At 64.8% G+C, this 19,518-nt stretch carries 17 protein-coding genes and 1 tRNA gene; 10 read left to right on the top strand and 8 right to left on the bottom strand.

The window, feature by feature from the left end; translation table 11 throughout:
• Positions 1-87 precede the first annotated feature (87 nt).
• The gene (locus ACY8GK_RS00910; protein WP_196180337.1) at positions 88-2,169 is read left to right on the top strand and encodes a carboxy terminal-processing peptidase; all 2,082 of its coding nucleotides are present in this window, start codon (positions 88-90) and stop codon (positions 2,167-2,169) included.
• Positions 2,170-2,323: 154 nt separating this feature from the next.
• Here the strand turns inward: ACY8GK_RS00910 and ACY8GK_RS00905 are convergent, their stop codons facing one another.
• The 5 genes from ACY8GK_RS00905 to pap all read right to left on the bottom strand — a co-directional run bounded on the left by ACY8GK_RS00905 (position 2,324) and on the right by pap (position 6,329).
• Entirely contained in the window at positions 2,324-2,692 is a 369-nt protein-coding gene (locus tag ACY8GK_RS00905; RefSeq protein WP_462402041.1) for a hypothetical protein, read from the bottom strand.
• Entirely contained in the window at positions 2,689-3,042 is a 354-nt protein-coding gene (locus tag ACY8GK_RS00900; protein WP_196180334.1) for a helix-turn-helix domain-containing protein, read from the bottom strand. Before ACY8GK_RS00900 ends, ACY8GK_RS00905 begins: the two co-directional genes overlap by 4 nt.
• A gap of 100 nt (positions 3,043-3,142) precedes the next feature.
• A complete protein-coding gene (locus tag ACY8GK_RS00895) occupies positions 3,143-3,583 on the bottom strand; it encodes a YkvA family protein (protein ID WP_196180332.1) in 441 nt (146 codons plus the stop codon).
• 295 nt (positions 3,584-3,878) lie between these two features.
• Complete coding sequence (locus ACY8GK_RS00890) at positions 3,879-4,637, bottom strand: FKBP-type peptidyl-prolyl cis-trans isomerase (protein ID WP_196180330.1); 759 nt, start codon at positions 4,635-4,637, stop codon at positions 3,879-3,881.
• Positions 4,638-4,844: 207 nt separating this feature from the next.
• Positions 4,845-6,329 carry a polyphosphate:AMP phosphotransferase gene (gene pap, locus ACY8GK_RS00885; protein WP_196180328.1) on the bottom strand — a complete coding sequence of 495 codons (1,485 nt, stop codon included), beginning with the start codon at positions 6,327-6,329 and terminating at the stop codon, positions 4,845-4,847.
• Between the two features lie 151 nt (positions 6,330-6,480).
• Here pap and mnmC point away from each other — a divergent pair, with 151 nt between their 5' ends.
• The 3 genes from mnmC (at position 6,481) to ACY8GK_RS00870 (ending at position 11,758) form a co-directional block, all read left to right on the top strand.
• Positions 6,481-8,475 (top strand): bifunctional tRNA (5-methylaminomethyl-2-thiouridine)(34)-methyltransferase MnmC2/FAD-dependent 5-carboxymethylaminomethyl-2-thiouridine(34) oxidoreductase MnmC1, encoded by a 1,995-nt coding sequence (gene mnmC / locus ACY8GK_RS00880; protein WP_462402040.1) that lies wholly within the window; start codon positions 6,481-6,483, stop codon positions 8,473-8,475.
• Positions 8,476-8,918: 443 nt separating this feature from the next.
• Complete coding sequence (locus ACY8GK_RS00875; RefSeq protein WP_462402039.1) at positions 8,919-10,292, top strand: TolC family outer membrane protein; 1,374 nt, start codon at positions 8,919-8,921, stop codon at positions 10,290-10,292.
• Between the two features lie 281 nt (positions 10,293-10,573).
• Complete coding sequence (locus tag ACY8GK_RS00870) at positions 10,574-11,758, top strand: benzoate/H(+) symporter BenE family transporter (protein ID WP_462402038.1); 1,185 nt, start codon at positions 10,574-10,576, stop codon at positions 11,756-11,758.
• A gap of 199 nt (positions 11,759-11,957) precedes the next feature.
• On the opposite strand, the gene efp is transcribed toward ACY8GK_RS00870, so the two are convergent.
• Entirely contained in the window at positions 11,958-12,527 is a 570-nt protein-coding gene (gene efp, locus ACY8GK_RS00865; protein WP_170028870.1) for an elongation factor P, read from the bottom strand.
• Between the two features lie 49 nt (positions 12,528-12,576).
• Positions 12,577-13,710 carry an elongation factor P maturation arginine rhamnosyltransferase EarP gene (gene earP, locus ACY8GK_RS00860; protein ID WP_196180320.1) on the bottom strand — a complete coding sequence of 378 codons (1,134 nt, stop codon included), beginning with the start codon at positions 13,708-13,710 and terminating at the stop codon, positions 12,577-12,579.
• A gap of 130 nt (positions 13,711-13,840) precedes the next feature.
• On the opposite strand from earP, the gene ACY8GK_RS00855 reads away from it, so the two are divergent.
• From ACY8GK_RS00855 to ACY8GK_RS00845, 3 genes are all read left to right on the top strand, one after another.
• Positions 13,841-14,218, top strand: coding sequence for a hypothetical protein (locus ACY8GK_RS00855; protein WP_196180318.1), 378 nt, complete (start codon positions 13,841-13,843; stop codon positions 14,216-14,218).
• A 2-nt stretch (positions 14,219-14,220) separates the two neighbouring features.
• Positions 14,221-14,703 (top strand): GreA/GreB family elongation factor, encoded by a 483-nt coding sequence (locus ACY8GK_RS00850; protein WP_196180316.1) that lies wholly within the window; start codon positions 14,221-14,223, stop codon positions 14,701-14,703.
• A gap of 92 nt (positions 14,704-14,795) precedes the next feature.
• Positions 14,796-15,989, top strand: coding sequence for an MFS transporter (locus tag ACY8GK_RS00845; protein WP_462402037.1), 1,194 nt, complete (start codon positions 14,796-14,798; stop codon positions 15,987-15,989).
• Positions 15,990-16,403: 414 nt separating this feature from the next.
• On the opposite strand, the gene ACY8GK_RS00840 is transcribed toward ACY8GK_RS00845, so the two are convergent.
• Positions 16,404-16,493 (bottom strand) — tRNA-Ser (locus ACY8GK_RS00840).
• Positions 16,494-16,795: 302 nt separating this feature from the next.
• Between ACY8GK_RS00840 and ACY8GK_RS00835 the strand changes: the two genes are divergently transcribed.
• The 3 genes from ACY8GK_RS00835 (at position 16,796) to ACY8GK_RS00825 (ending at position 19,416) form a co-directional block, all read left to right on the top strand.
• The gene (locus ACY8GK_RS00835; protein ID WP_462402036.1) at positions 16,796-17,479 is read left to right on the top strand and encodes a crotonase/enoyl-CoA hydratase family protein; all 684 of its coding nucleotides are present in this window, start codon (positions 16,796-16,798) and stop codon (positions 17,477-17,479) included.
• A gap of 159 nt (positions 17,480-17,638) precedes the next feature.
• Positions 17,639-18,358, top strand: a complete 720-nt coding sequence (locus ACY8GK_RS00830; protein WP_462402035.1) for a lysophospholipid acyltransferase family protein — start codon at positions 17,639-17,641, stop codon at positions 18,356-18,358.
• 86 nt (positions 18,359-18,444) lie between these two features.
• Positions 18,445-19,416 carry a magnesium and cobalt transport protein CorA gene (locus ACY8GK_RS00825; RefSeq protein ID WP_462402034.1) on the top strand — a complete coding sequence of 324 codons (972 nt, stop codon included), beginning with the start codon at positions 18,445-18,447 and terminating at the stop codon, positions 19,414-19,416.
• Positions 19,417-19,518: the final 102 nt, after the last annotated feature.

Here is a 19,518-nt window from a genome sequence, read left to right as displayed (position 1 = left end):
TTTGCAGTATGCGCCCGGCTCCACGGAACCGGCCAACGGAAAAGACGGCCTACTATGCGTGATCAATTGCCCTTAAGTCGAATCAGCATGAAGCATTTCCTGCACGGCACTGCCCTCACCCTGATGCTCGGCCTCGGCAGTCTGTCGCTCCCGGGCAACGCCCAGGCCGCCAACAAGTGGGACAGTCTGCAGCCGGACCGTGACGAAATCGTCGCCAGCCTCAATGTCGTGGAGCTGCTCAAGCGCCACCACTACAGCAAGCCACCGCTGGACGATGCCCGTTCGGTCATCATCTATGAAAGCTACATCAAGCTGCTCGACCCGGCGCGCATGTACTTCACCGCAGGCGACATCGCCGAATTCGACAAGTGGAAGACCCAGTTCGACGACTTTCTCAAGAGCGGCAACCTGCAACCTGGCTTCACCATCTACAAGCGCTACCTGGACCGAGTCAAGTCGCGCCTGGACTTCGCCCTGGCCGAGCTGGCCAAGGGTGTCGACAAGATCGACTTCACCGTCGACGAGACCTTGCTGGTCGATCGCAAGGATGCCCCCTGGCTCAAGAGCCAGGCCGAGCTCGACGACTTGTGGCGCAAGCGTGTCAAGGACGAGGTGCTGCGCCAGAAGATCGCTGGCAAGGACCTGACGCAGATTCAGGAAACCCTCACCAAGCGCTACAAGAACCAGCTCGCGCGGCTCGACCAGACCCGCGCCGAGGACATCTTCCAGGCCTACATCAATACCTTCGCGCAGTCCTACGACCCGCACACCAACTACCTGTCGCCGGACAATGCCGAAAACTTCGACATCAACATGAGCTTGTCCCTGGAGGGGATCGGCGCGGTGCTGCAGAGCGACAATGACCAGGTCAAGATCGTGCGCCTGGTGCCTGCTGGCCCAGCCGCCAAGACCAAGCAGGTGGCGCCTGCCGACAAGATCATCGGGGTGGCCCAGGGCGACAAGGAGATGGTCGACGTGGTCGGCTGGCGCCTGGACGAAGTGGTCAAGCTGATTCGCGGACCCAAGGGCTCGGTGGTGCGCCTGGAGATCATTCCGGCGAGCAACGCGCCGAACGACCAGACCAGCAAAGTGGTGGCGATCACTCGCGAAGCGGTCAAGCTCGAGGAGCAGGCCGCGAAGAAGTCGGTGCTCAACATCAAGCAGGACGGTCGCGACTACAAGCTTGGCATCATCGAAATCCCGGCCTTCTACCTCGACTTCAAGGCCTACCGCGCCGGCGACCCGGAATATAAGAGCACCACGCGCGACGTGAAGAAGCTGCTGACCGAGTTGCAGAAGGAAAAGGTCGACGGCGTGGTCATCGACCTGCGCAACAACGGCGGCGGTTCGCTGCAGGAAGCCACCGAGCTGACCAGCCTGTTCATCGACAAGGGGCCGACCGTGCTGGTGCGCAACAGCGATGGTCGCGTCGATGTGCTCGAGGACGAGAACAAAGGCGCGTTCTACAAGGGGCCGCTGGCCTTGCTGGTCAACCGCCTGTCCGCCTCGGCGTCGGAGATCTTCGCCGGTGCCATGCAGGACTACCATCGCGCCTTGATCATTGGTGGCCAGACCTTCGGCAAAGGCACCGTGCAGACCATCCAGCCGCTCAACCACGGCGAACTGAAGCTGACCCTGGCCAAGTTCTACCGGGTGTCCGGGCAGAGCACCCAGCACCAGGGGGTCCTGCCGGACATCGCCTATCCGTCGATCATCGATACCAAGGAAATCGGCGAGAGCGCCCTTCCCGAAGCCATGCCATGGGACACCATCCGCCCGGTGGTGCGCCCGGCGGCCGATCCGTTCAAGCCACTGCTCGCCGAACTCAAGGCGCGGCATGAGGCACGCAGCGCCAAAGACCCGGAGTTCGCCTATATCCGTGATCGCCTGGCCCTGACCCAGCAGCTGATGAACGAGAAGACCGTCAGTCTCAACGAGCAGAAGCGGCGCGCCCGTCACGACGAGATCGACAGCAAGCAGCTGGCGCTGGAGAACACGCGGCGCAAGGCCAAGGGCGAGGAACCGCTCAAGGAACTGAAGAAAGAGGACGAAGACGCCCTGCCGACCGAGCAGGACGACACCAAGCCCGAGGACGACGCCTACCTGGCCGAGACCGGGCGTATCCTGCTCGACTACCTCGGCTTGAGCGCTGCGGTGGCCAAGCACTGAGGCAACCCTTGTCATTGACGTTGGGTCGCCTGGCGATCCACCGTCGCGACCACGGCAATCGAAGGGGGCTGGGCGCGCAGGCGGCCAGCCCCCTTCGATTTCAGCGACCAGCGTTCATCGCGCCGGGCACCCGCGACCCAATGCTCGGCTGCGCTCAGCTCTCGTCGGAGTAGCGGTATTCGAAGACGCGCACCACTTCCGATGCATGCCAGGAAGCCGCCTCGAGGCCATCGGCAGGCCCCGAGAAACGCCCGAGCCGCTCCACGCATTCGAAAAAACCGGTACGGGGCAGACGGCTCGCGCCCTGGCTGATCACCAGCGAGCTGCGCAACGGCTGATCGGCCCTGGCGTCCAGCATCGCCAGGTACTCCAGAGCGGCGGTCAAGGTCTGCATCGCCGGGCTGGGCAGCTGCAGGCGCTCGAGCAGGGCGCGGTAGGTCAGCAGGTGACGTTGCCGACGGGCCAGATCGAGTTCGCCCAGCAGGCTCTGCCAGTGCTGGCGACTGATCCTGAGCTGGCTCACGCCGGCTCACTCCAGCCTGGCACCCCCAGCTCCCAGGCCAGGCTGCGGCGAATCGCGGCGTCCGGCTGACGTTCGCCCGACTCGATCATCGCCAGGTAGGCCGGGCTGATGCCGACACTGCGCGCCAGCTGCTCTGCAGCCAGCCCCTTCGCCTGGCGCAGCGCAGCCAGCTGATCGAGCCCTGGCAAAGGCGCCGGTGCCGGCACCGACTGGGCTGCCAGCACTTGTTCAGATGCCCGAGGCGCGGCCTGCGAAGGCTGCCCGGCCGCTTCCAGCAGTCGCTGGTACTGCTCCCATGGCACAACCGCGTACTCCGGTTGACCGTCCCGGTTGATGATCTGTACACCCATGAATAACCCCCTGCGCCGGATGACTTCATGCAACCTATCGGCATGATCGGATGCCATCATATTAGCAAGCGAGCGCATGGCCTGTGCAGCGAATGGTCGATCAGTGCTCGCCGCGTTCCAGTTGCAGTGCCTCTGGCGTGTCAGGCAGCCGCTCGACCACACGCAGCCGTTCCGGTGCCTGACTGTCGCGCCAGGCCTTGAACCGGGCCAGTTCGGCGGAGACGGTATTGAGGACCCAGCCGAGCACGGCGATGTCATCCAGGAAACCGACGCCTAGCAGCCAGTCCGGGATCGCGTCCAGCGGGCTGACGAAATACAGCAGCCCAGCGACGATGGTGACCATCGACTTGCCACTGATCGCGCGGTATTCCCCACGCCACCAGGCCAGGCAGAGCGACTGCAGCAGCTTGACATCCTCGCGCAGGCGGCCGAGCCGAGGACCCTTGCGCGCTACGGCGAACAGCAGTGCCGGCAAGCGGCCACGACTGAGCAGGCGCTCGGCCAGCGGCAGGAAACGGGTGAAATTCCAGGGGGCGCTCATTGAACCTCCGGTAACGGTGCGGGTTATCCACAATAACTGTGGATAACCTTGTGAACAGGGGAACATTTCCGCCGTTTTGAACCCACGGCGCAAGGGCCTGACTCGGATCGGGCGTTTTTTACACACCTGTTTCAGCGGTGCAGACATCCCATGACAGCCGATGCAAGGCACCTGCCGGGGTTCTTGTTCCGACAGCAGGCAATGGGTCAGGTTCGAACTCGAACCTCGCTGACGCGCTGCAAAAACACGAACGCCCCGTCGAAACGAGGCGTTCAGTGTGCTGCAGGCTAGCGGATCACTCGGCCGGCGACTGCGCCGGTGCGTCGCCAGGCGCTGCCGGGGCATCGGCTGGCGCCTGGTTCTGGTCCTTGATCCCGAGCAGTTCCAGGTCGAAGACCAGGACCGAGTTGGCCGGGATCAGCGGGCTCGGGCTCTGCGCGCCGTAGGCCAGCTCAGCGGGGATGAACAGCTTGTACTTCTCGCCGACATGCATCAGTTGCAAGCCTTCGACCCAACCTGGAATCACGCCGCTGACCGGCAGGTCGATCGGGCTGCCACGCTCGACGGAGCTGTCGAAGACCTTGCCATCGATCAGCTTGCCCTCGTAATGCACGGTGACCACGTCGGTCGGCTTGGGCTGCGGGCCATCGGCCTTCTTGACCACTTCATACTGCAGGCCCGAGGCGGTGGTGACCACGCCAGGTTTCTTGCCGTTCTCCTCGAGGAACTTCTTGCCCGCCGCGGCCGCTTCCTCGCTGGCCTTGGCCTGGCGCTCCTCGGCACGCTTCTGCAGCGCGCTGAATGCCTCGACCAGGTCCTCGTCCTTGATCCGCTGATCCTTCTTGGTCACCGCATCCTCGATGCCGAGCGCAACGGCCTTCGAGTCGAGATCGTCCATGCCTTCCTGGGCCAGGCTCTTGCCCATGTTCAGACCGATACCGTAGGAGGCTTTCTGTGCCGGCGTCTTCAGCTCGACTTCGCTGGCCTGCTTGTCGCAACCGGCGAGGACCAAACCAACCAGGGCAACCGCAGCCGCCAAACGATGCTGTTTCATGCTAGTTCCTTGTTCATGCGCCATAAGGGCAATGAGGGTAAAGCCACGAGCTTAACAGGCGGCAATGACCAATGGCTACCGGCATCAGAGCACCTTGGGGTCGGGAAGTTCACCAGTGCGTGTGAGCTGCAAGCCACAAGCAAGAACAGGCGTGCGTCGATGGACTCGCGCCATGGTCAGCTTGTGGCTTGGGGCTCGCCCGGTTTCCTATTTGGCGAAGGCAGCCTCCAGTGCGTCGTTGAGGGTGCGCAGGACCTTCACCCTGGCCCAGCGCTTGTCGTTGGCCTCGACCAGGGTCCAGGGCGCGACCGCCGTGCTGGTCCGATCGACCATGTCACCCACCGCTTCAGCATAGGCGTCCCACTTTTCCCGGTTGCGCCAGTCTTCCTCGGTGATCTTGAAGCGCTTGAACGGCACCTGCTCGCGGGCTTGGAATCGCTCCAGCTGGGTCTGCTGGTCGATCGACAGCCAGAACTTGACCAGTACCACCCCGGCGTTGCGCAACTGCTCCTCGAAATCGTTGATTTCGCCGTAGGCACGCATCCAGTCGGCCGGTTCGCAGAAGCCCTCGACCCGCTCCACCAGCACCCGCCCATACCAGGAGCGGTCGAAGATGGTGAAGGTGCCGCGGGCCGGTATGTGCCGCCAGAACCGCCACAGATAAGGCTGGGCGCGCTCTTCCTCGGTTGGCGCGGCGATCGGCACGATGCGGTACTGGCGCGGGTCGAGCGCCGCTGCTACCCGGCGGATGGCACCGCCCTTGCCGGCGGCGTCGTTGCCTTCGAACACGGCCACCAGGGCGTGCCGGCGCATGCGCTTGTGACGCAGCAGGCCAGCCAGCCGGGCCTGTTCGGCGACCAGTTGCTGCTGGTAGGCCTGCTTGTCCAGGCTCAAGCTCATGTCCAGGCTGCCGAGCAGACTCAGCTGGTCGATGCTGCGGCCCAGCGGAGCGATGTTTTGTTGATGCCTGGCCCGCTGGCTGTTGGCCAGGGCCGTCTGCAAGGTCTCGAGGATGATGCGCCCGACCGCGAGGCTGCGATAGCACGGGTCGACACCTTCGATGATGTGCCAGGGCGCGTAGTCGCGGCTGGTGCGGCGCAGCACCCGCTCGCCGAAGCGCACGAAGCGGTCGTAGGTGTGCGACTGCTGCCAGTCCAGCGGGCTGATTCGCCAGCTGTGCAAGGGGTCGTCCTTGAGCGCCTTCAGGCGGGCCTTCATCTGCTTCTTGGACAGGTGGAACCAGAACTTGATGATCAACGCGCCTTCGTCGCAGAGCATCTGCTCCAGGCGTTCGGCACCGGCGATGGCCTGGTCGAGCACGGCATCCTTGAACTGACCGTGAACGCGACCTTGCAGCATCTGGCTGTACCAGTTGCCGAAGAACACGCCGGTGCGCCCCTTCGCTGGCAACGCGCGCCAGTAGCGCCAGGCCGCGGGCCGGGACAGCTCCTCGTCGGTCTGCTGGTCGAAGGTGCGCACCTCGATCAGTCGCGGGTCCATCCACTCGTTGAGCAGCTTGACGGTCTCGCCCTTGCCTGCGCCCTCGACACCGTTGATCAGGATCAGCAGCGGGAAGCGTGCCTGCTGCTTGAGCTCGTACTGAGCTTCGAGCAGCGCCTCGCGCAGCGCGGGGACTTCGGCATCGAAGGTTTCCTTGTCGATGCGATGGCCGATTTCGGCGGATTCGAACATATCTGGCTCCTTCATGGAAAGGCGAAGCGGGTGGACCGGGTGCGGATCGCTGGGCGTTGGACCGGCCGGCGGTGCCCGGCGTTTGATCCTTGTTCGTGATTAAACCGTCCAAGGTCACTAAGATGACAGCTCCGCTGTTGCCGAGCCGACCATGCCAGACACCACCGTTCCCCAGCACGCCCAGCTCGACTGGGATGACCAGGGCCGCCCCTACTCGCGGCAGTACGACGACATCTATTTTTCCCGCGACCAGGGCCTCGAGGAAACCCACCATGTGTTCCTCGAGCAGAACCGTCTGCGCCAGCGTTTCGCCGAGCTGCCCGCGCACGGCTGCCTGGTGATCGGCGAAACCGGTTTCGGTACGGGCCTGAACTTCTATTGCGCCTGGCAGCTGTTCGCCGAGCACGCCCACCCCGAGGCGCGCCTGCATTTCGTCAGCGTGGAGAAATTCCCGCTCGCGCGCCACGACCTCGAGCGCGTCCAGCGGTTGTGGCCGGGCTTGCAGCCGTTTACCGGCGCCCTGCTCGAACAGTATGTGGCCATCCACCCTGGCTTTCAGCAGTTCAATTTCGAGCAAGGCCGGGTGACCCTGACCTTGCTGGTGGGCGACGTGCTCGAGCAGCTGCCGGCACTCGATGCGCGGATCGATGCCTGGTTCCTCGATGGCTTCGCCCCGGCCCGCAACCCGGACATGTGGACACCCGAGCTGTTCGCCCAGCTGGCGCGCCTGTCGGCCAGAGGCACGACGCTCGGCACCTTCACCACCACCGGCTGGGTCCGGCGTGGGCTGATCGCCAGTGGCTTCCGGATGAAGAAGGTGCCGGGCATCGGCAAGAAGTGGGAAGTCATGAGCGGCGAGTTCGATCCCGACTCGACACAGCAGGCGGCACCCCTACCGAGCCCACCGTGGTACCGGCGCCCACCCGCGATCGGCGGGCCATCCCGGGCATTGGTCATCGGCGCCGGGCTCGCTGGTAGCGCCACGGCGCGCAGCCTGGCCATGCGTGGCTGGCAGGTGCAGGTGCTGGAGCGCCATGATGCAGCCGCCCGCGAGGCTTCGGGCAATCCGCAGGGGGTGCTGTACCTGAAGCTCTCCGCCCATGGCACGGCCCTCTCGCAACTGGTGCTCGCCGGATTCGGCCATACCCGCCGCTGGCTGCAGCGACTGCAGCGCGGTCGGGAATGGGATGACTGCGGTGTCTTGCAACTGGCCTTCGATGACAAGGAGGCCACGCGCCAGGCCAAGCTGGCGCAAGCCTTCGACACGACCCTGCTCAGGCCGCTGGATCGGCAACAGGCCGAAGCCATCGCAGGCGTGGCCCTGCCCAGTGGAGGCCTGTTCTACCCCGAAGGGGGTTGGGTACACCCGCCGGCACTGTGCCAGGCGCAACTGCAGCACCCGCGCATCAGCCTGCTGACTCACCAGCAGGTACTGACGCTGCGCAAGGTAGACGGCCTCTGGCAAGCCTGGGATGGCGAGCGCCTGCTGGCCAGCGCGCCACTGGTGGTGCTGGCTACCGCCGCCGAGGTGCGCGGCTTCGAGCAAGGCGCAGGGCTCGCGCTCAAGCGTATCCGCGGCCAAGTCACCCGCCTGCCCGTCACGCCGGCCAGCCAGTCGCTGCGCACGGTGCTCTGCGCCGATGGCTATGTCGCGCCGGGACGCGAGGGCGAGCATACCCTGGGCGCCAGCTTCGACTTCCATAATCACGACCTGACCCCCACCCTCGCCGAGCATCTGGGCAACCTGGCGCTGCTCGAGGCGATCTCGCCGGACCTGGCCTCGCGTCTTGAAGTACAGGGACTCGATCCAGCCCAGCTGCAGGGCCGTGCGGCGTTCCGCTGCACCAGCCCCGACTATCTGCCGATCGTCGGCCCGCTGGCCGATGCCGAGGCCTTCGAGTGCCTGTACGGTGCTCTGGCCAAGGATGCTCGGCAGGTGCCGGACACGCCGTGCCCGTGGCTCGACGGGCTTTATGTGAACAGTGGCCATGGCTCGCGCGGCCTGGTGACCGCGCCGCTGTGTGGCGAACTGATCACCGCGTGGGTCACTGGCGAGCCTTTGCCATTGCCACGGGCCGTTGCCCAGGCCTGCCATCCGAACCGCTTCATGCTGCGTGAACTGATCCGCGGCAAGCGCAGTGCCTGAGCATCGGTTCGACGGACGTTTCGGCCAAGGCGCTCTTCAAGCGCCATGGCGTACTGCCATCCGTCTGAAGAACATCGTCACGCCGTTCGCCCTTGACGCAAACTGATAGAAAAAAGCCATTACTCGCCCGACAAAATATTGTCGTAATGTATTATTTCCGAGACACTTGCTTCGTAGGCAATTCCAGGTTGCCACGGAACTTTCGCCATCCAGGATAAATCGCACTGTGGCGGCGAATCCCGGTGCTTGCAGGGGTGAAACGGAAAAGCGTGGCCAGCGGTGTTGCAGCCGCTTTTTTCGATCGGCCGAACGGTGGATGGCGTTTGCTCAGCCACTAAGGTGCCCAGCTGAGCTGTTGCGGCTCTGAAACAGACTGACCCGCCAAAAACGTCATTTTTTTGGCGACAACGGAACATCATTGAATTCCAGGGAGAAGTAACCTGATGCGCGTTTTGACCCCCATCACCAGTGCGATCCTGTTGGCCATGGCGTGTGCCAATGCACAGGCGATGTCGCTTGCCGAAGCCATCCAGAACGCCGTGGACAATCACCCTGAGGTCAGTTCCAATCGCAACAGCCGACTGTCGGCCGACGAGGACGTCAAGTTCGCCCGCGGTGGCTACTACCCCAGCGTCGACCTGGTCGCCGGCTATGGCCGCCAGCGCTCGGACAACAACAACACGCGCCGGGTGAATGCCGACGGCACCACCAGCCGCGCCACCGAGACGCTCAATTATCGCCAGGCCGAACTGCGCCTGCGGCAGATGCTGTTCGACGGCTTCAACACGGCCAACGAAGTCGGCCGCACCGAAGCGGTGGCAACCTCGCGTGCCTACTATACCCAGGCCGTCGCCCAGGATGTCGCACTGCGCGCCATCGAGGTCTACCTGGAAGTCCTCAAGCGCCGCGAGCTGTTGACCCTCGCCGAGAACAACCTGCAGGCCCACCTGCGGGTCAATGACCAGATCGGCCTGCGTAGTGAGCGCGGCGTGGGTAGCACCGCCGACCTGGACCAGTCGCGTGCCCGCCGCGCGCTGGCGGAAAACAACCTGGAAACCGCTCAGGTCAACCTGGCCGATGCCGAGGCCAACTTCTACAGCGCCGTCGGCCGCATGCCCGATGAGCTCGAAGCACCGCTGGACGTGCAGGTGCAGATGCCGGCCAGCCTGGAAGAAGCGCGCCAGGGCCTGCTGGAAAGCAACCCGTACCTGAAGTCGGCGCAAGCTGACGTGAATGCCGCCGAGCAGCAGTACAAGGTGGCCAAGTCGACCCTGTACCCACGCCTTGACGCCGTGCTGGCCACTGGCGCCAACAACAACCTCGGCGGCGAGCGCGGACGCAGCGACAACGACTGGCAGGCTGGCGTCGAGCTCAGCTACAACCTGTTCCGCGGCGGCAGCGACAGCGCACGCCGACAGTCCGATGCGCACAAGATCAACCAGGCCCTGGACATCCGCAACAACGCCCTGCGCCAGCTCAACGAGAACCTGACCCTGGCCTGGAACGCCATGAGCAACGCGCGCAAGCAGCTGCCCTCCGCGCGCGAATACGCCGAAACCACCACGCGCGTGCGTGCGGCCTACCAGGAGCAGTTCGGCATCGGCCAGCGGACCTTGCTCGATGTGCTCGACAGCGAGAACGAGCTGTACACCGCCAGCACCCGCTATACCGAGATCCGCTATACCGGCGAGTACTCGATGTATCGCGTGCTGGCTACCATGGGCGAGCTGCTGAGCAAACAGCGCATCACCCTGCCGCCCGAGGCGATCGCCAAGACCGACGTGCGCAGCGAGGCCAAGCTGCCCGACATGCGCTGATCGCCGGGGCTTGCGCGAACGTCGCCGCGTGGCGATCAGGCAAGGCCAAGACAGGCAAGCAAGCGCGATCCACCGTCGAGCATTGCGAGCCTGCTCTTCAACGCAGCATGGACCTCGCCCAGGCACTTTCCGTACAAAGTCCGCGTGGCTGGCGGTCGGCCGGGTTGGCGGACAGCCACGCGCGACTGTACGGCTCAATGCAGCCATCGCTGTATGGCAAGCTCCGGCCAGCGGCAGGTTAACCTGCCAGCCTTGCTTGCAGCGTAAAAGGACCCGCTCACATGAACAACGCCGCCCCAGTGCCCCTGCGTCTTCTGGCCGATACCTCGCCCTCGGCCGTGGTCGCCGGTTTCATCGCCATGCTCACCGCCTACACCAGCTCCCTGATCCTGATGTTCCAGGCCGGCCAGGCCGCCGGACTGAGCAGTGGGCAGATCTCGTCCTGGATATGGGCGCTGTCGATCGGCATGGCGGTCTGCAGCATCGGCCTATCGCTGCGCTATCGCACGCCCATCACCGTGGCTTGGTCGACCCCTGGCGCGGCGCTGCTGATCACCAGCCTTGGCGGTGTCAGCTACGGGGAAGCCATCGGCGCCTACCTCACCTGCGCCCTGCTGGTGCTCGTCTGCGGCCTGACTGGCAGCTTCGAACGCCTGGTGCGGCGCATCCCCGCCTCGCTGGCCTCGGCGCTGCTGGCCGGCATCCTGTTCAAGATCGGCAGCGAGATCTTCGTCGCCGCCCAGCACCGCACCCTGCTGGTGCTCGGCATGTTCTTCAGCTACCTGCTGGTCAAGCGCTTGTCGCCCCGCTACTGCGTGCTGGCCGCGCTGATGGTCGGCACGCTGCTCTCGGCGGGCCTGGGCTTGCTGGACTTCAGCGGCTTCAGCCTGGAGCTGGCCCGGCCGGTCTGGACAACGCCGAGCTTTTCCCTGGCTGCGACCATCAGCATCGGCATCCCGTTGTTCGTGGTGGCGATGACCTCGCAGAACATGCCAGGGGTGGCCGTGCTGCGTGCCGACGGCTATCAAGTGCCGGCCTCGCCCTTGATCAGCGTGACCGGCCTGGCCTCGCTGCTGCTGGCACCGTTCGGCGCCCACGGCATCAACCTGGCAGCCATCAGCGCGGCCATTTGCACCGGCCCGCACGCCCACGAAGACCCGGCCAAGCGCTACACCGCCGCTGTCTGGTGCGGGATCTTCTATGCCGTGGCCGGCGTGTTCGGCGCCACCCTCGCCGCGCTGTTCGCGGCGTTGCCCAAGGAGCTGGTGTTGTCCATCGCCGCCCTGGCGCTGTTCGGTTCGATCATGAACGGCCTGAGCGTGGCGATGGCCGAAGCGCGTGAACGCGAAGCGGCCCTGATCACCTTCATGGTCACGGCCTCGGGCCTGACGCTGTTCTCGATCGGCTCGGCGTTCTGGGGCATCGTCGCGGGGGTACTGACCTTGCTGATCCTCGAACGCCGCTGAAGCTGTCGGGGCGGCGAGCGGCGAGCGGCGAGCTGCAAACTGCAAACTGCAAACTGCAAACTGCAAACTGCAAACTGCAAACTGCAAACAAGCAGATCACCTGAACGTGAGGGTTCACCGTACAGCTTATGGCTTGGACAGTGCTCCAAAAAAAGAACCCGGCCGAGGCCGGGTTCCTTTGCAGGGCTGCAAGAAGCGCTTACTTCTTGGAGCGGCCCTTGAAGCTGCCATCACGGGTATCGATGTCGATCCACTCGTCGATCTCGATGAAGTCGGCAACCTGCACTTCGGTGCCGTTGGCCAGCTTGGCCGGCTTCATGACCTTGCCCGAGGTGTCGCCACGCGCGGCGTTCTCGGTGTAGGTGACCTGGCGGCTGATGGTGGTCGGCAGCTCGACGGAAACGACCTTCTCTTCGTACATGGTCAGGGCGCAGACGTCCTGCATGCCTTCCTCGATGTACGGCAGAACGGCGTCGATGTCCTCGGCGTTCAGCTCGTACATGGTGTAGTCGGTGGTGTCCATGAAGGTGTATGCGTCGCCGCTGATGAAGGACAGGGTCACTTCCTTGCGGTCGAGGATCACGTCGTCCAGCTTGTCGTCGGCGAAGTAGACGGTTTCGGTCTTGTAGCCGGTCAGCAGGTTCTTCAGCTTGGTCTTCATGATCGCGCTGTTGCGACCGGACTTGGTGAATTCGGCTTTCTGTACCAGCCACGGGTCGTTGTCGATCCGCAGTACGGTACCGGGTTTCAGTTCTTTACCAGTTTTCATTACGAAATATCCGAATCTGGATGGATTTATGAAAAATCGAGGCCGCGTATCATATCCAATTTCGGTAAAACTGCACCAGCGCCGTGGCAAGGTCCGGCCGGGCGGCCTGCCTGGCGCTCCAGGCGTCGGCGTGCCGCTGCAGCTCTTGCCAGTGGGAGGTGACCTGGCGCCACGCCTGGCACATGTCCAGGTCCATGTTCCAAGCTCGCCACAGCAGGCGCAAGGCAGCCGCGGCACAAGCCGAGAGGCCTTGGCAATACAGCGTCAGGAAGGCTTCGAGCTTGTCCAGGTGGGCGTTCTCGTCTTGCACATAGATATGCCAGAGCATCGGTTGCCCTGCCCACTGCGCCCGCACGAAGGAGTCTTCCCCGCGTACGGCGTTGAAATCGCAGCTCCAGAGCAGGCGGTCATAGTCATCCTGGCTCAGGAACGGCAGCACCTGGACGGTCAGGCCGCCGCGCCGGCGCAGCTCGCCGACGGCAAGCGCAGGTTCGTCCAACCAGGCGCGCAGGTCGGTCAGGACGCGCCCCTCCGGTACCAGCACATGGCTGGGCTGGTCGTCGTCGGCCAGAGCCTGCAACCAGTCGCCCAGGCGCGGGTTTTCGTAGGCGAACAGCGAAATCAGCCGGGCCTGTGCCGCCACCTGCACCCCAAGCCCGGCCAGGAACGCCTGGCGAGCCGCCGGATCCTGGCGCAAGGGCGCGCGGCGCTGGAACAGGCCGGCCTCGCGCAACAGGCCGCCGGTTCCCTCCGTGAAGCCGGGGAAGAAGAAGATCGTGCGCAAGCCGTTGGCCTGGGGCGACGGGAGCCCGTGGCAGCCGGCGACCCAGGCTTCGGCACTGAGGTATTCGAGGTTGAGCCACAGCACTGGCGTCGCACGCCTGGCCATGACGGCCAGGTACTCCTCCGGCAGCCGACAGCCGAAGGCCGCGACGACCACGTCCGCCACCTCGCTCGCCCGCCAGGGTTGCTGCCAATGACGCACCTCCACGCCTTCGAGCGACTGACACGCGGCCATGGGGTCGGCCAGCGGGCACAGCCGGGCAAAGGCGGCAGGTTCGTCGACCCACAGGCGCACCTGTAGCGCATGCTCGTTCGCCAGCTGGCGGGCAAGACGCCAGGTGACGCCGATGTCGCCGAAGTTGTCCACGACCCGGCAGAAGATGTCCCAGGTACTGTTCATGGCTGTCCCCTTTCATCGGGCCAAAGCGCTGATTCTGCGGATAAAACGGTGCCGGCAAAAGGGTCGGCGGTGAAAAGCCGGGGCCGGCCATGCGACAATCGCTCCTTCGTCGTCCAGCCAGGAGCCTGCCATGGCCCGAGAGCGTGAACCGAGCATGACCCTTACCCCGTTGCGACTGGTGCTGTGCATCGCCCTGGGCCTGTGGCTGGGCGCCTTGGCCATTGCCCTGAGCGCCTGGCTCGCCTGGCAGCTGTGGCCGCAGCAGCTGCAGCCACTGGCCCAGGCCCTGGCTCCAGCCGCGCCGCCTGCACAGGCAGCCCAGGCCGACGATGCCCAGCAACGCATGTTCGAGCGCTACCAGCAGATCCTGCACGAACAGCAGGCCGCGCAGGCTCCGGACGGCAGCCCACGCAACCTGAACAGCCCGCGCTGTCAGTTCTGGATGCAGCAGAACCGCACCGCGCCGACCGCCAAGAGCCAGGCCCACGTGCAGGAGTTCTGCTACTGACCATGGACAAGCCGCAGCTGCTGCAGCGCATCATCGCCTTGCTCGAGCACGACATGCAGGTCCTCGAGCGCGCGGCCCAGGCCGCCTACGAGGCCGCGACCGCCGAAGAGAACATCGCCGAGAACAAGTACGACACACTCAGTCTCGAAGCCTCCTACCTGGCCACCGGCCAGGCTCGACGTACCGCCGAGATCCGCCAGGCCCTGCAGGCCTACCGGCAGCTGCTGCTGCGCGACTACGATCCGGCGCTGGGCGTTCGGGTCAGCAACCTGGTCACGCTCGAGGACGAACGAGGCGAGCTACGCCCGTTCTTCCTGGGGCCCGAAGGCGCCGGGCTGAAGATCCCGCTCGCGGACCAGTCGGTCATGGTGATCACCCCGCGCTCGCCACTGGGCCGGCAGTTGCTCGGCAAGCGTATCGATGACGAGATTCATCTCGTGCTCGAGGCTGCCGCACAGACCCTGGTGCTGGTCGAAGTGACCTGAACCGGCGAACCTCCCGTGTGGATCTGCATCCATCATCAGGCCGTGCGCCCACGCACGACCCGCTTCCATTCTGCCTTGCGACGAGACACACCATGCACACCTCGCCTTCTTTGAGCCGCGCCTTGATCCTGCTCATGGCCACCGCAACCGGCCTGGCCGTGGCCAGCAACTATTACGCACAGCCGCTGCTACACAGCATCGCCGAGCATTTCGGGGTGAGCATGGCCAGCGCCGGAGCCATCGTCATCGCCGCGCAACTGAGCTACGGCGTCGGCCTGGTGCTGCTGGCGCCGCTAGGGGACCTGTTCGAGCAACGTCGGCTGATCGTCGTCATGGTCGGCGTGGCTACCCTGGGCCTGCTGATCAGCGCAAGTGCCAGCAGCCTGCCCTGGCTGGTCGTCGGTACCGCGCTGACCGGCATGTTCTCGGTGGTGGCGCAAGTGCTGGTACCGATGGCGGCCACGCTCAGCGCACCGCAGCAACGCGGGCGGGCGGTTGGCACGCTGATGAGCGGCCTGCTGTTGGGAATCCTGCTGGCGCGCACCGCTGCCGGGTTCATGGCCGAGCTGGGCGGCTGGCGCAGCATCTACTGCCTGGCGGCGGCGTTGATGGCGCTGTGCGCCATCGCCCTGTACCGCAGCCTGCCCAGGCACCACGCCCACGCCGGTCTCGGCTACCTGGCACTGATCGGCTCGGTATTCCGACTGTTTGCCGAAGAACCGGTACTGCGCCTGCGCTCGCTGCTGGGCCTGCTGTCCTTCAGCCTGTTCGCGCTGTTCTGGACGCCCCTGGCGTTCCTGTTGGCTCGCGACCCGTACAACTATCCGGATTCGGTCATCGGCCTGTTCGGCCTGGCCGGCGCCGCGGGCGCGCTGGCGGCCAACTGGGCCGGTCGGCTCGCGGACCGTGGCAAGGGGGCGCTGGGCACCACGGTCGGCCTGGCCATCCAGCTGCTTTCATGGCTGGCGCTGGCGTTCGCCGAGCGTTCGCTGACTGCCTTGCTGGTCGGCGTCCTGCTGCTGGACCTGGCCGTGCAACTGGTCCATGTGGGCAACCAGAACGCGGTAATCGCCCTGCGTCCAGAGGCTCGCAACCGCCTCAATGCCGGCTATATCACCTGCTACTTCATCGGCGGCGCGTTCGGCTCGCTGCTGGGCACCCAGCTCTACCAGCACCAGGGCTGGATCGGCATCGTGGCCGCTGGGCTGGCGATCGCCACGCTAGCCCTGCTGTTCTGGGGAGTGAGCACATGGCTGGGCAAATCGCGCGCCCATGCAGTCGCCTGAGCCTGCGCACCTCGCGCGGTGCTGGCGCACACCACGCCCGGATTCGCTCCAGCGCGCATACCCGAGCGCAGGTGCCGCCGGCCCGTGCGCGTGAGTATCGACAACCTGTCGACAAGCGCTATTGGCGTGATGTCGCACACCTACGCGCGGGTGCTTCCAGCACCATCGGCGGGTGTCTGCTGGGTGTGGCGGTCGCAGTGCCGCGATAAGGCGCGCAGCGGCCTCAGAACCTGACCGGTGGCAAGACGATCGTCCGTGCGCGGGCCACGCCAGGGGAATGGAGCAGTGGTCGGCTGGCAGATTTGGACCCGCGTTGCGGGCCATCGCTGCGACCTCGACGTCCGGTAGTAGTCATCGACCCAGCAAATGCAAAAAGCCCCTGGAAACCTTCGCTTCCAGGGGCTTTTCAGAATGTGGCGGTGAAGAAGGGATTTGAACCCTTGATACGGTTTCCCGTATACACACTTTCCAGGCGTGCTCCTTCGACCACTCGGACACTTCACCGTTTCTCTCCAAGCCATTCAGCCCGTCGAGGCGCGCTAATTTAGTCGAAGAGCCAATCGATGGCAAGCGTTTTTTTCAGAATTTTCATGCATTTAAGCGGGTAGCGGAAAAGCGTGGCCGAACAAGGCCATCCTGCCATCCTGCAAGCTGTCTTGGACACGATTGGCAGGCTGCCTGCGCCCCTGCCCTTTGGCCGCGCCCGTTCCGAGGGCCTGTCCATGACCGCCCGGTCAGTCTTGCCGCTTTACCTGGCCGGCGCTGCTGGTTAACGTCGGCGACACCTCTTTCGAAAGGACGCTGTCATGCCCGAGCTGATCACCTACCACGCCGACGACGGTATCGCCCTGCTGACCTTGAACAATGGCAAGGTCAACGCGATTTCCCCAGAGCTCATCGCCGCCTTCAATGCCGCGCTCGACGGCGCCGAGCAGGAGCGCGCGGTGGTGATCGTCACCGGCCAGCCAGGCATTCTTTCCGGCGGCTACGACCTGAAGGTCATGACCGCCGGGCCCACGGAAGCGATCAGCCTGGTCACGGCCGGCTCCACGCTGGCCCGTCGCATGCTCGCCCACCCCTTCCCCATCGTCGCGGCCTGCCCTGGCAATGCGGTGGCCAAGGGTGCCTTCCTGCTGCTGGCCAGCGACTACCGCATCGGCATCGAGGGCCCGTACAAGATCTGCCTCAACGAAGTGCAGATCGGCATGACCATGCATCATGCCGGCATCGAGCTGGCCCGCGACCGCCTGCAGCCGGCCGCCTTCCAGCGCGCCGTGGTCAACGCCGAAATCTTCGACCCGCATGCCGCTCGCGAAGCGGGTTTCCTGGACAAGGTCGTGTCGGCCGAGCAGTTGCAGGAAACCGCGCTGGCCGCCGCGCGCGAGCTGAAGAAGCTCAACATGCGCGCCCATCGCACCACCAAGCTCAAGGTCCGTCAGGCGCTGCTGGCCGCCCTTGACGAAGCCATCCTTCTCGATCAGCGGGTTTGAGCGCGGCAAGCTGCAAGCCGAGCGTTGGCGCATGGAAGATCGGCCTACTCCTGCTTGTGGTTCGCGGCTTGCGGCTTGCGGCTTGCGGGCAGCTCACGCCTTGCCGCTCCCAGTGCACGGTCGTACACTGCGCGGCGACCATCTGGTGTGAGTCGTACCATGCTTTATCTTCCGCGTATGTTCCTGCTGGGCCTGCACTTCCTGCTGGTGGGTTTCGTGGGTCTGCTGATCGGGCTGTGCCGTCCGTTCAACCCTGACAACAGCCGCATCTTCGCCCGCCTCTACAGCCTGCCGGCTACCTGGCTGATGCGCCTGAAGGTCCAGGCCGAGGTCGGCCCGCTCGGCGACCAGCCGCCCGGCTGTGTCATTGTCGCCAACCACCAGTCCAACCATGACCTGTTCATCCTCGGCCATGTCGTGCCGCGTCGCACCGTGGCCATCGGCAAAAAGAGCCTGGGCTGGATCCCCCTGTTCGGCCAATTGTTCTGGCTCGGCGGCAACGTGCTGGTCGATCGCAGCAATGCCTACCAGGCTCGCAGGGCGCTGCAACTGACCACGCGCATCCTGCACGACGACACGTCGATCTGGATCTTTCCGGAAGGCACGCGCAATCGAGGCGAGCGCCTGCTGGACTTCAAGAAAGGCGCCTTCCACATGGCCGTCGAGGCTGGCGTACCGATCGTCCCGGTTTGCGTCAGTCGCTATGCCCTCCGCCTGAGCCTGTCCGGCTGGCGTCGACAGACGGTGATCGTCCGTTCGCTGCCGCCGATCGCCACGGCCGGCCTGGGCAAGCAGGACATCCCGGCGCTCATCGAACAATGCCGAGAGCAGATGCAACAGTGCATCGACCAGATGGAGCGCGAGCTCGCCCGGTCCTGATCCGGCCGGCGCGGCGCCGCACGGGTTGCCCCGGAACGCCGCTGCGGCCACGCTGTCTGTGAGGACAGGCCAGGAGGTAGCGCAGCATGGGACGAGTCGTGGCAGCAGCGGTGTACAACGCTGGTCGCAGGATCACCGACATCAGCCTCGAGCAAGGCAGCGAGTGGGCGCGCAAGCCAGGGCACTTCGTCTGGATCGGCCTGGAAGAGCCCAGCGCCGAGCAGCTGGCGACCCTCCAGCGACAGTTCAACCTGCACGAACTGGCAATCGAGGACGCGCTGGAAAAGCACAGCCGCCCCAAGCTCGAGACCTTCGGCGACGCGCTGTTCATCGTCACCTATTCACCGGTGCGCCGCGACGGTCGCCTGGAGTTCATAGAAACCCATATCTTCGCCGGCAACGGCTACGTCATCACCTGCCGCAACGGGCATTCCAAGTCCTATGCCCTGGTGCGCCAACGCTGCGAGGCCCGCCCACTGTTGCTCGAGCATGGCGAAGACTTCGTGCTCTACGCCCTGCTGGACTTCGTCACCGAAAACTACCAGCCGGTCAGCGAAGCCATCCATGCCGATATCGAGGCCCTCGAACACAGCGTGCTGGGCGGCTCGCTCAGGGAACAGGACATCCAGCACCTGCACGGCCTGCGCCGCGAGATCCTGCGCCTGCGCCGCTACGTGGCGCCGATGGTGGAGATCAGCGAGGAACTGCAACGGCTGAACTTCCCGTTCATCGACAAGAACATGCGCCCTTACTTTCGCGACGTACAGATCCATGTGAACCGGCAAATGGAAGATCTTTCGACCATCCACGAACTGGCCAGCCAGACCATAGAAGTCGGCCTGCTCTTGGATTCGGCGCGCCAGAGCGCGGTGCAACGCAAATTCGCCGCCTGGGCAGCGATCCTGGCCTTCCCCACGGCCATCGCCGGGATCTACGGGATGAACTTCGAGAACATGCCGGAGCTGGGCTGGCACTACGGCTATTTCGCCGTGCTGGGGGTGATCGCCACGGGCTGTACGGCGCTGTATCTCAGCTTCAAGCGCTCGGGCTGGCTCTAGGCTTTGTATGAAAAGTGCCTGCGTGACGATTAGGCCACGTTGAAAACAGGCTCGGAATGCTCATTTACAACCAGTAAAGTCGAGCGCGACCCCGGCCGTTCC

This window comes from Pseudomonas sp. Marseille-QA0332, assembly GCF_054950175.1.
The sequence above is the reverse complement of the archived record's forward strand: the minus strand, read 5'-3'. Positions and strand labels throughout refer to the sequence as shown.

Coding starts and splice junctions, on each gene's coding strand:
- ACY8GK_RS00875 (WP_462402039.1), top strand. CDS start 8,919: ATGCGCGTTTTGACCCCCATCACCAGTGCGATCCTGTTGGCCATGGCG.
- earP (WP_196180320.1), bottom strand. CDS start 13,710: ATGAACAGTACCTGGGACATCTTCTGCCGGGTCGTGGACAACTTCGGC.
- ACY8GK_RS00890 (WP_196180330.1), bottom strand. CDS start 4,637: ATGAAACAGCATCGTTTGGCGGCTGCGGTTGCCCTGGTTGGTTTGGTC.
- ACY8GK_RS00900 (WP_196180334.1), bottom strand. CDS start 3,042: ATGGGTGTACAGATCATCAACCGGGACGGTCAACCGGAGTACGCGGTT.
- ACY8GK_RS00850 (WP_196180316.1), top strand. CDS start 14,221: ATGGACAAGCCGCAGCTGCTGCAGCGCATCATCGCCTTGCTCGAGCAC.
- pap (WP_196180328.1), bottom strand. CDS start 6,329: ATGTTCGAATCCGCCGAAATCGGCCATCGCATCGACAAGGAAACCTTC.
- ACY8GK_RS00835 (WP_462402036.1), top strand. CDS start 16,796: ATGCCCGAGCTGATCACCTACCACGCCGACGACGGTATCGCCCTGCTG.
- ACY8GK_RS00910 (WP_196180337.1), top strand. CDS start 88: ATGAAGCATTTCCTGCACGGCACTGCCCTCACCCTGATGCTCGGCCTC.
- ACY8GK_RS00845 (WP_462402037.1), top strand. CDS start 14,796: ATGCACACCTCGCCTTCTTTGAGCCGCGCCTTGATCCTGCTCATGGCC.
- mnmC (WP_462402040.1), top strand. CDS start 6,481: ATGCCAGACACCACCGTTCCCCAGCACGCCCAGCTCGACTGGGATGAC.
- ACY8GK_RS00870 (WP_462402038.1), top strand. CDS start 10,574: ATGAACAACGCCGCCCCAGTGCCCCTGCGTCTTCTGGCCGATACCTCG.
- ACY8GK_RS00895 (WP_196180332.1), bottom strand. CDS start 3,583: ATGAGCGCCCCCTGGAATTTCACCCGTTTCCTGCCGCTGGCCGAGCGC.
- efp (WP_170028870.1), bottom strand. CDS start 12,527: ATGAAAACTGGTAAAGAACTGAAACCCGGTACCGTACTGCGGATCGAC.
- ACY8GK_RS00825 (WP_462402034.1), top strand. CDS start 18,445: ATGGGACGAGTCGTGGCAGCAGCGGTGTACAACGCTGGTCGCAGGATC.
- ACY8GK_RS00830 (WP_462402035.1), top strand. CDS start 17,639: ATGCTTTATCTTCCGCGTATGTTCCTGCTGGGCCTGCACTTCCTGCTG.
- ACY8GK_RS00855 (WP_196180318.1), top strand. CDS start 13,841: ATGGCCCGAGAGCGTGAACCGAGCATGACCCTTACCCCGTTGCGACTG.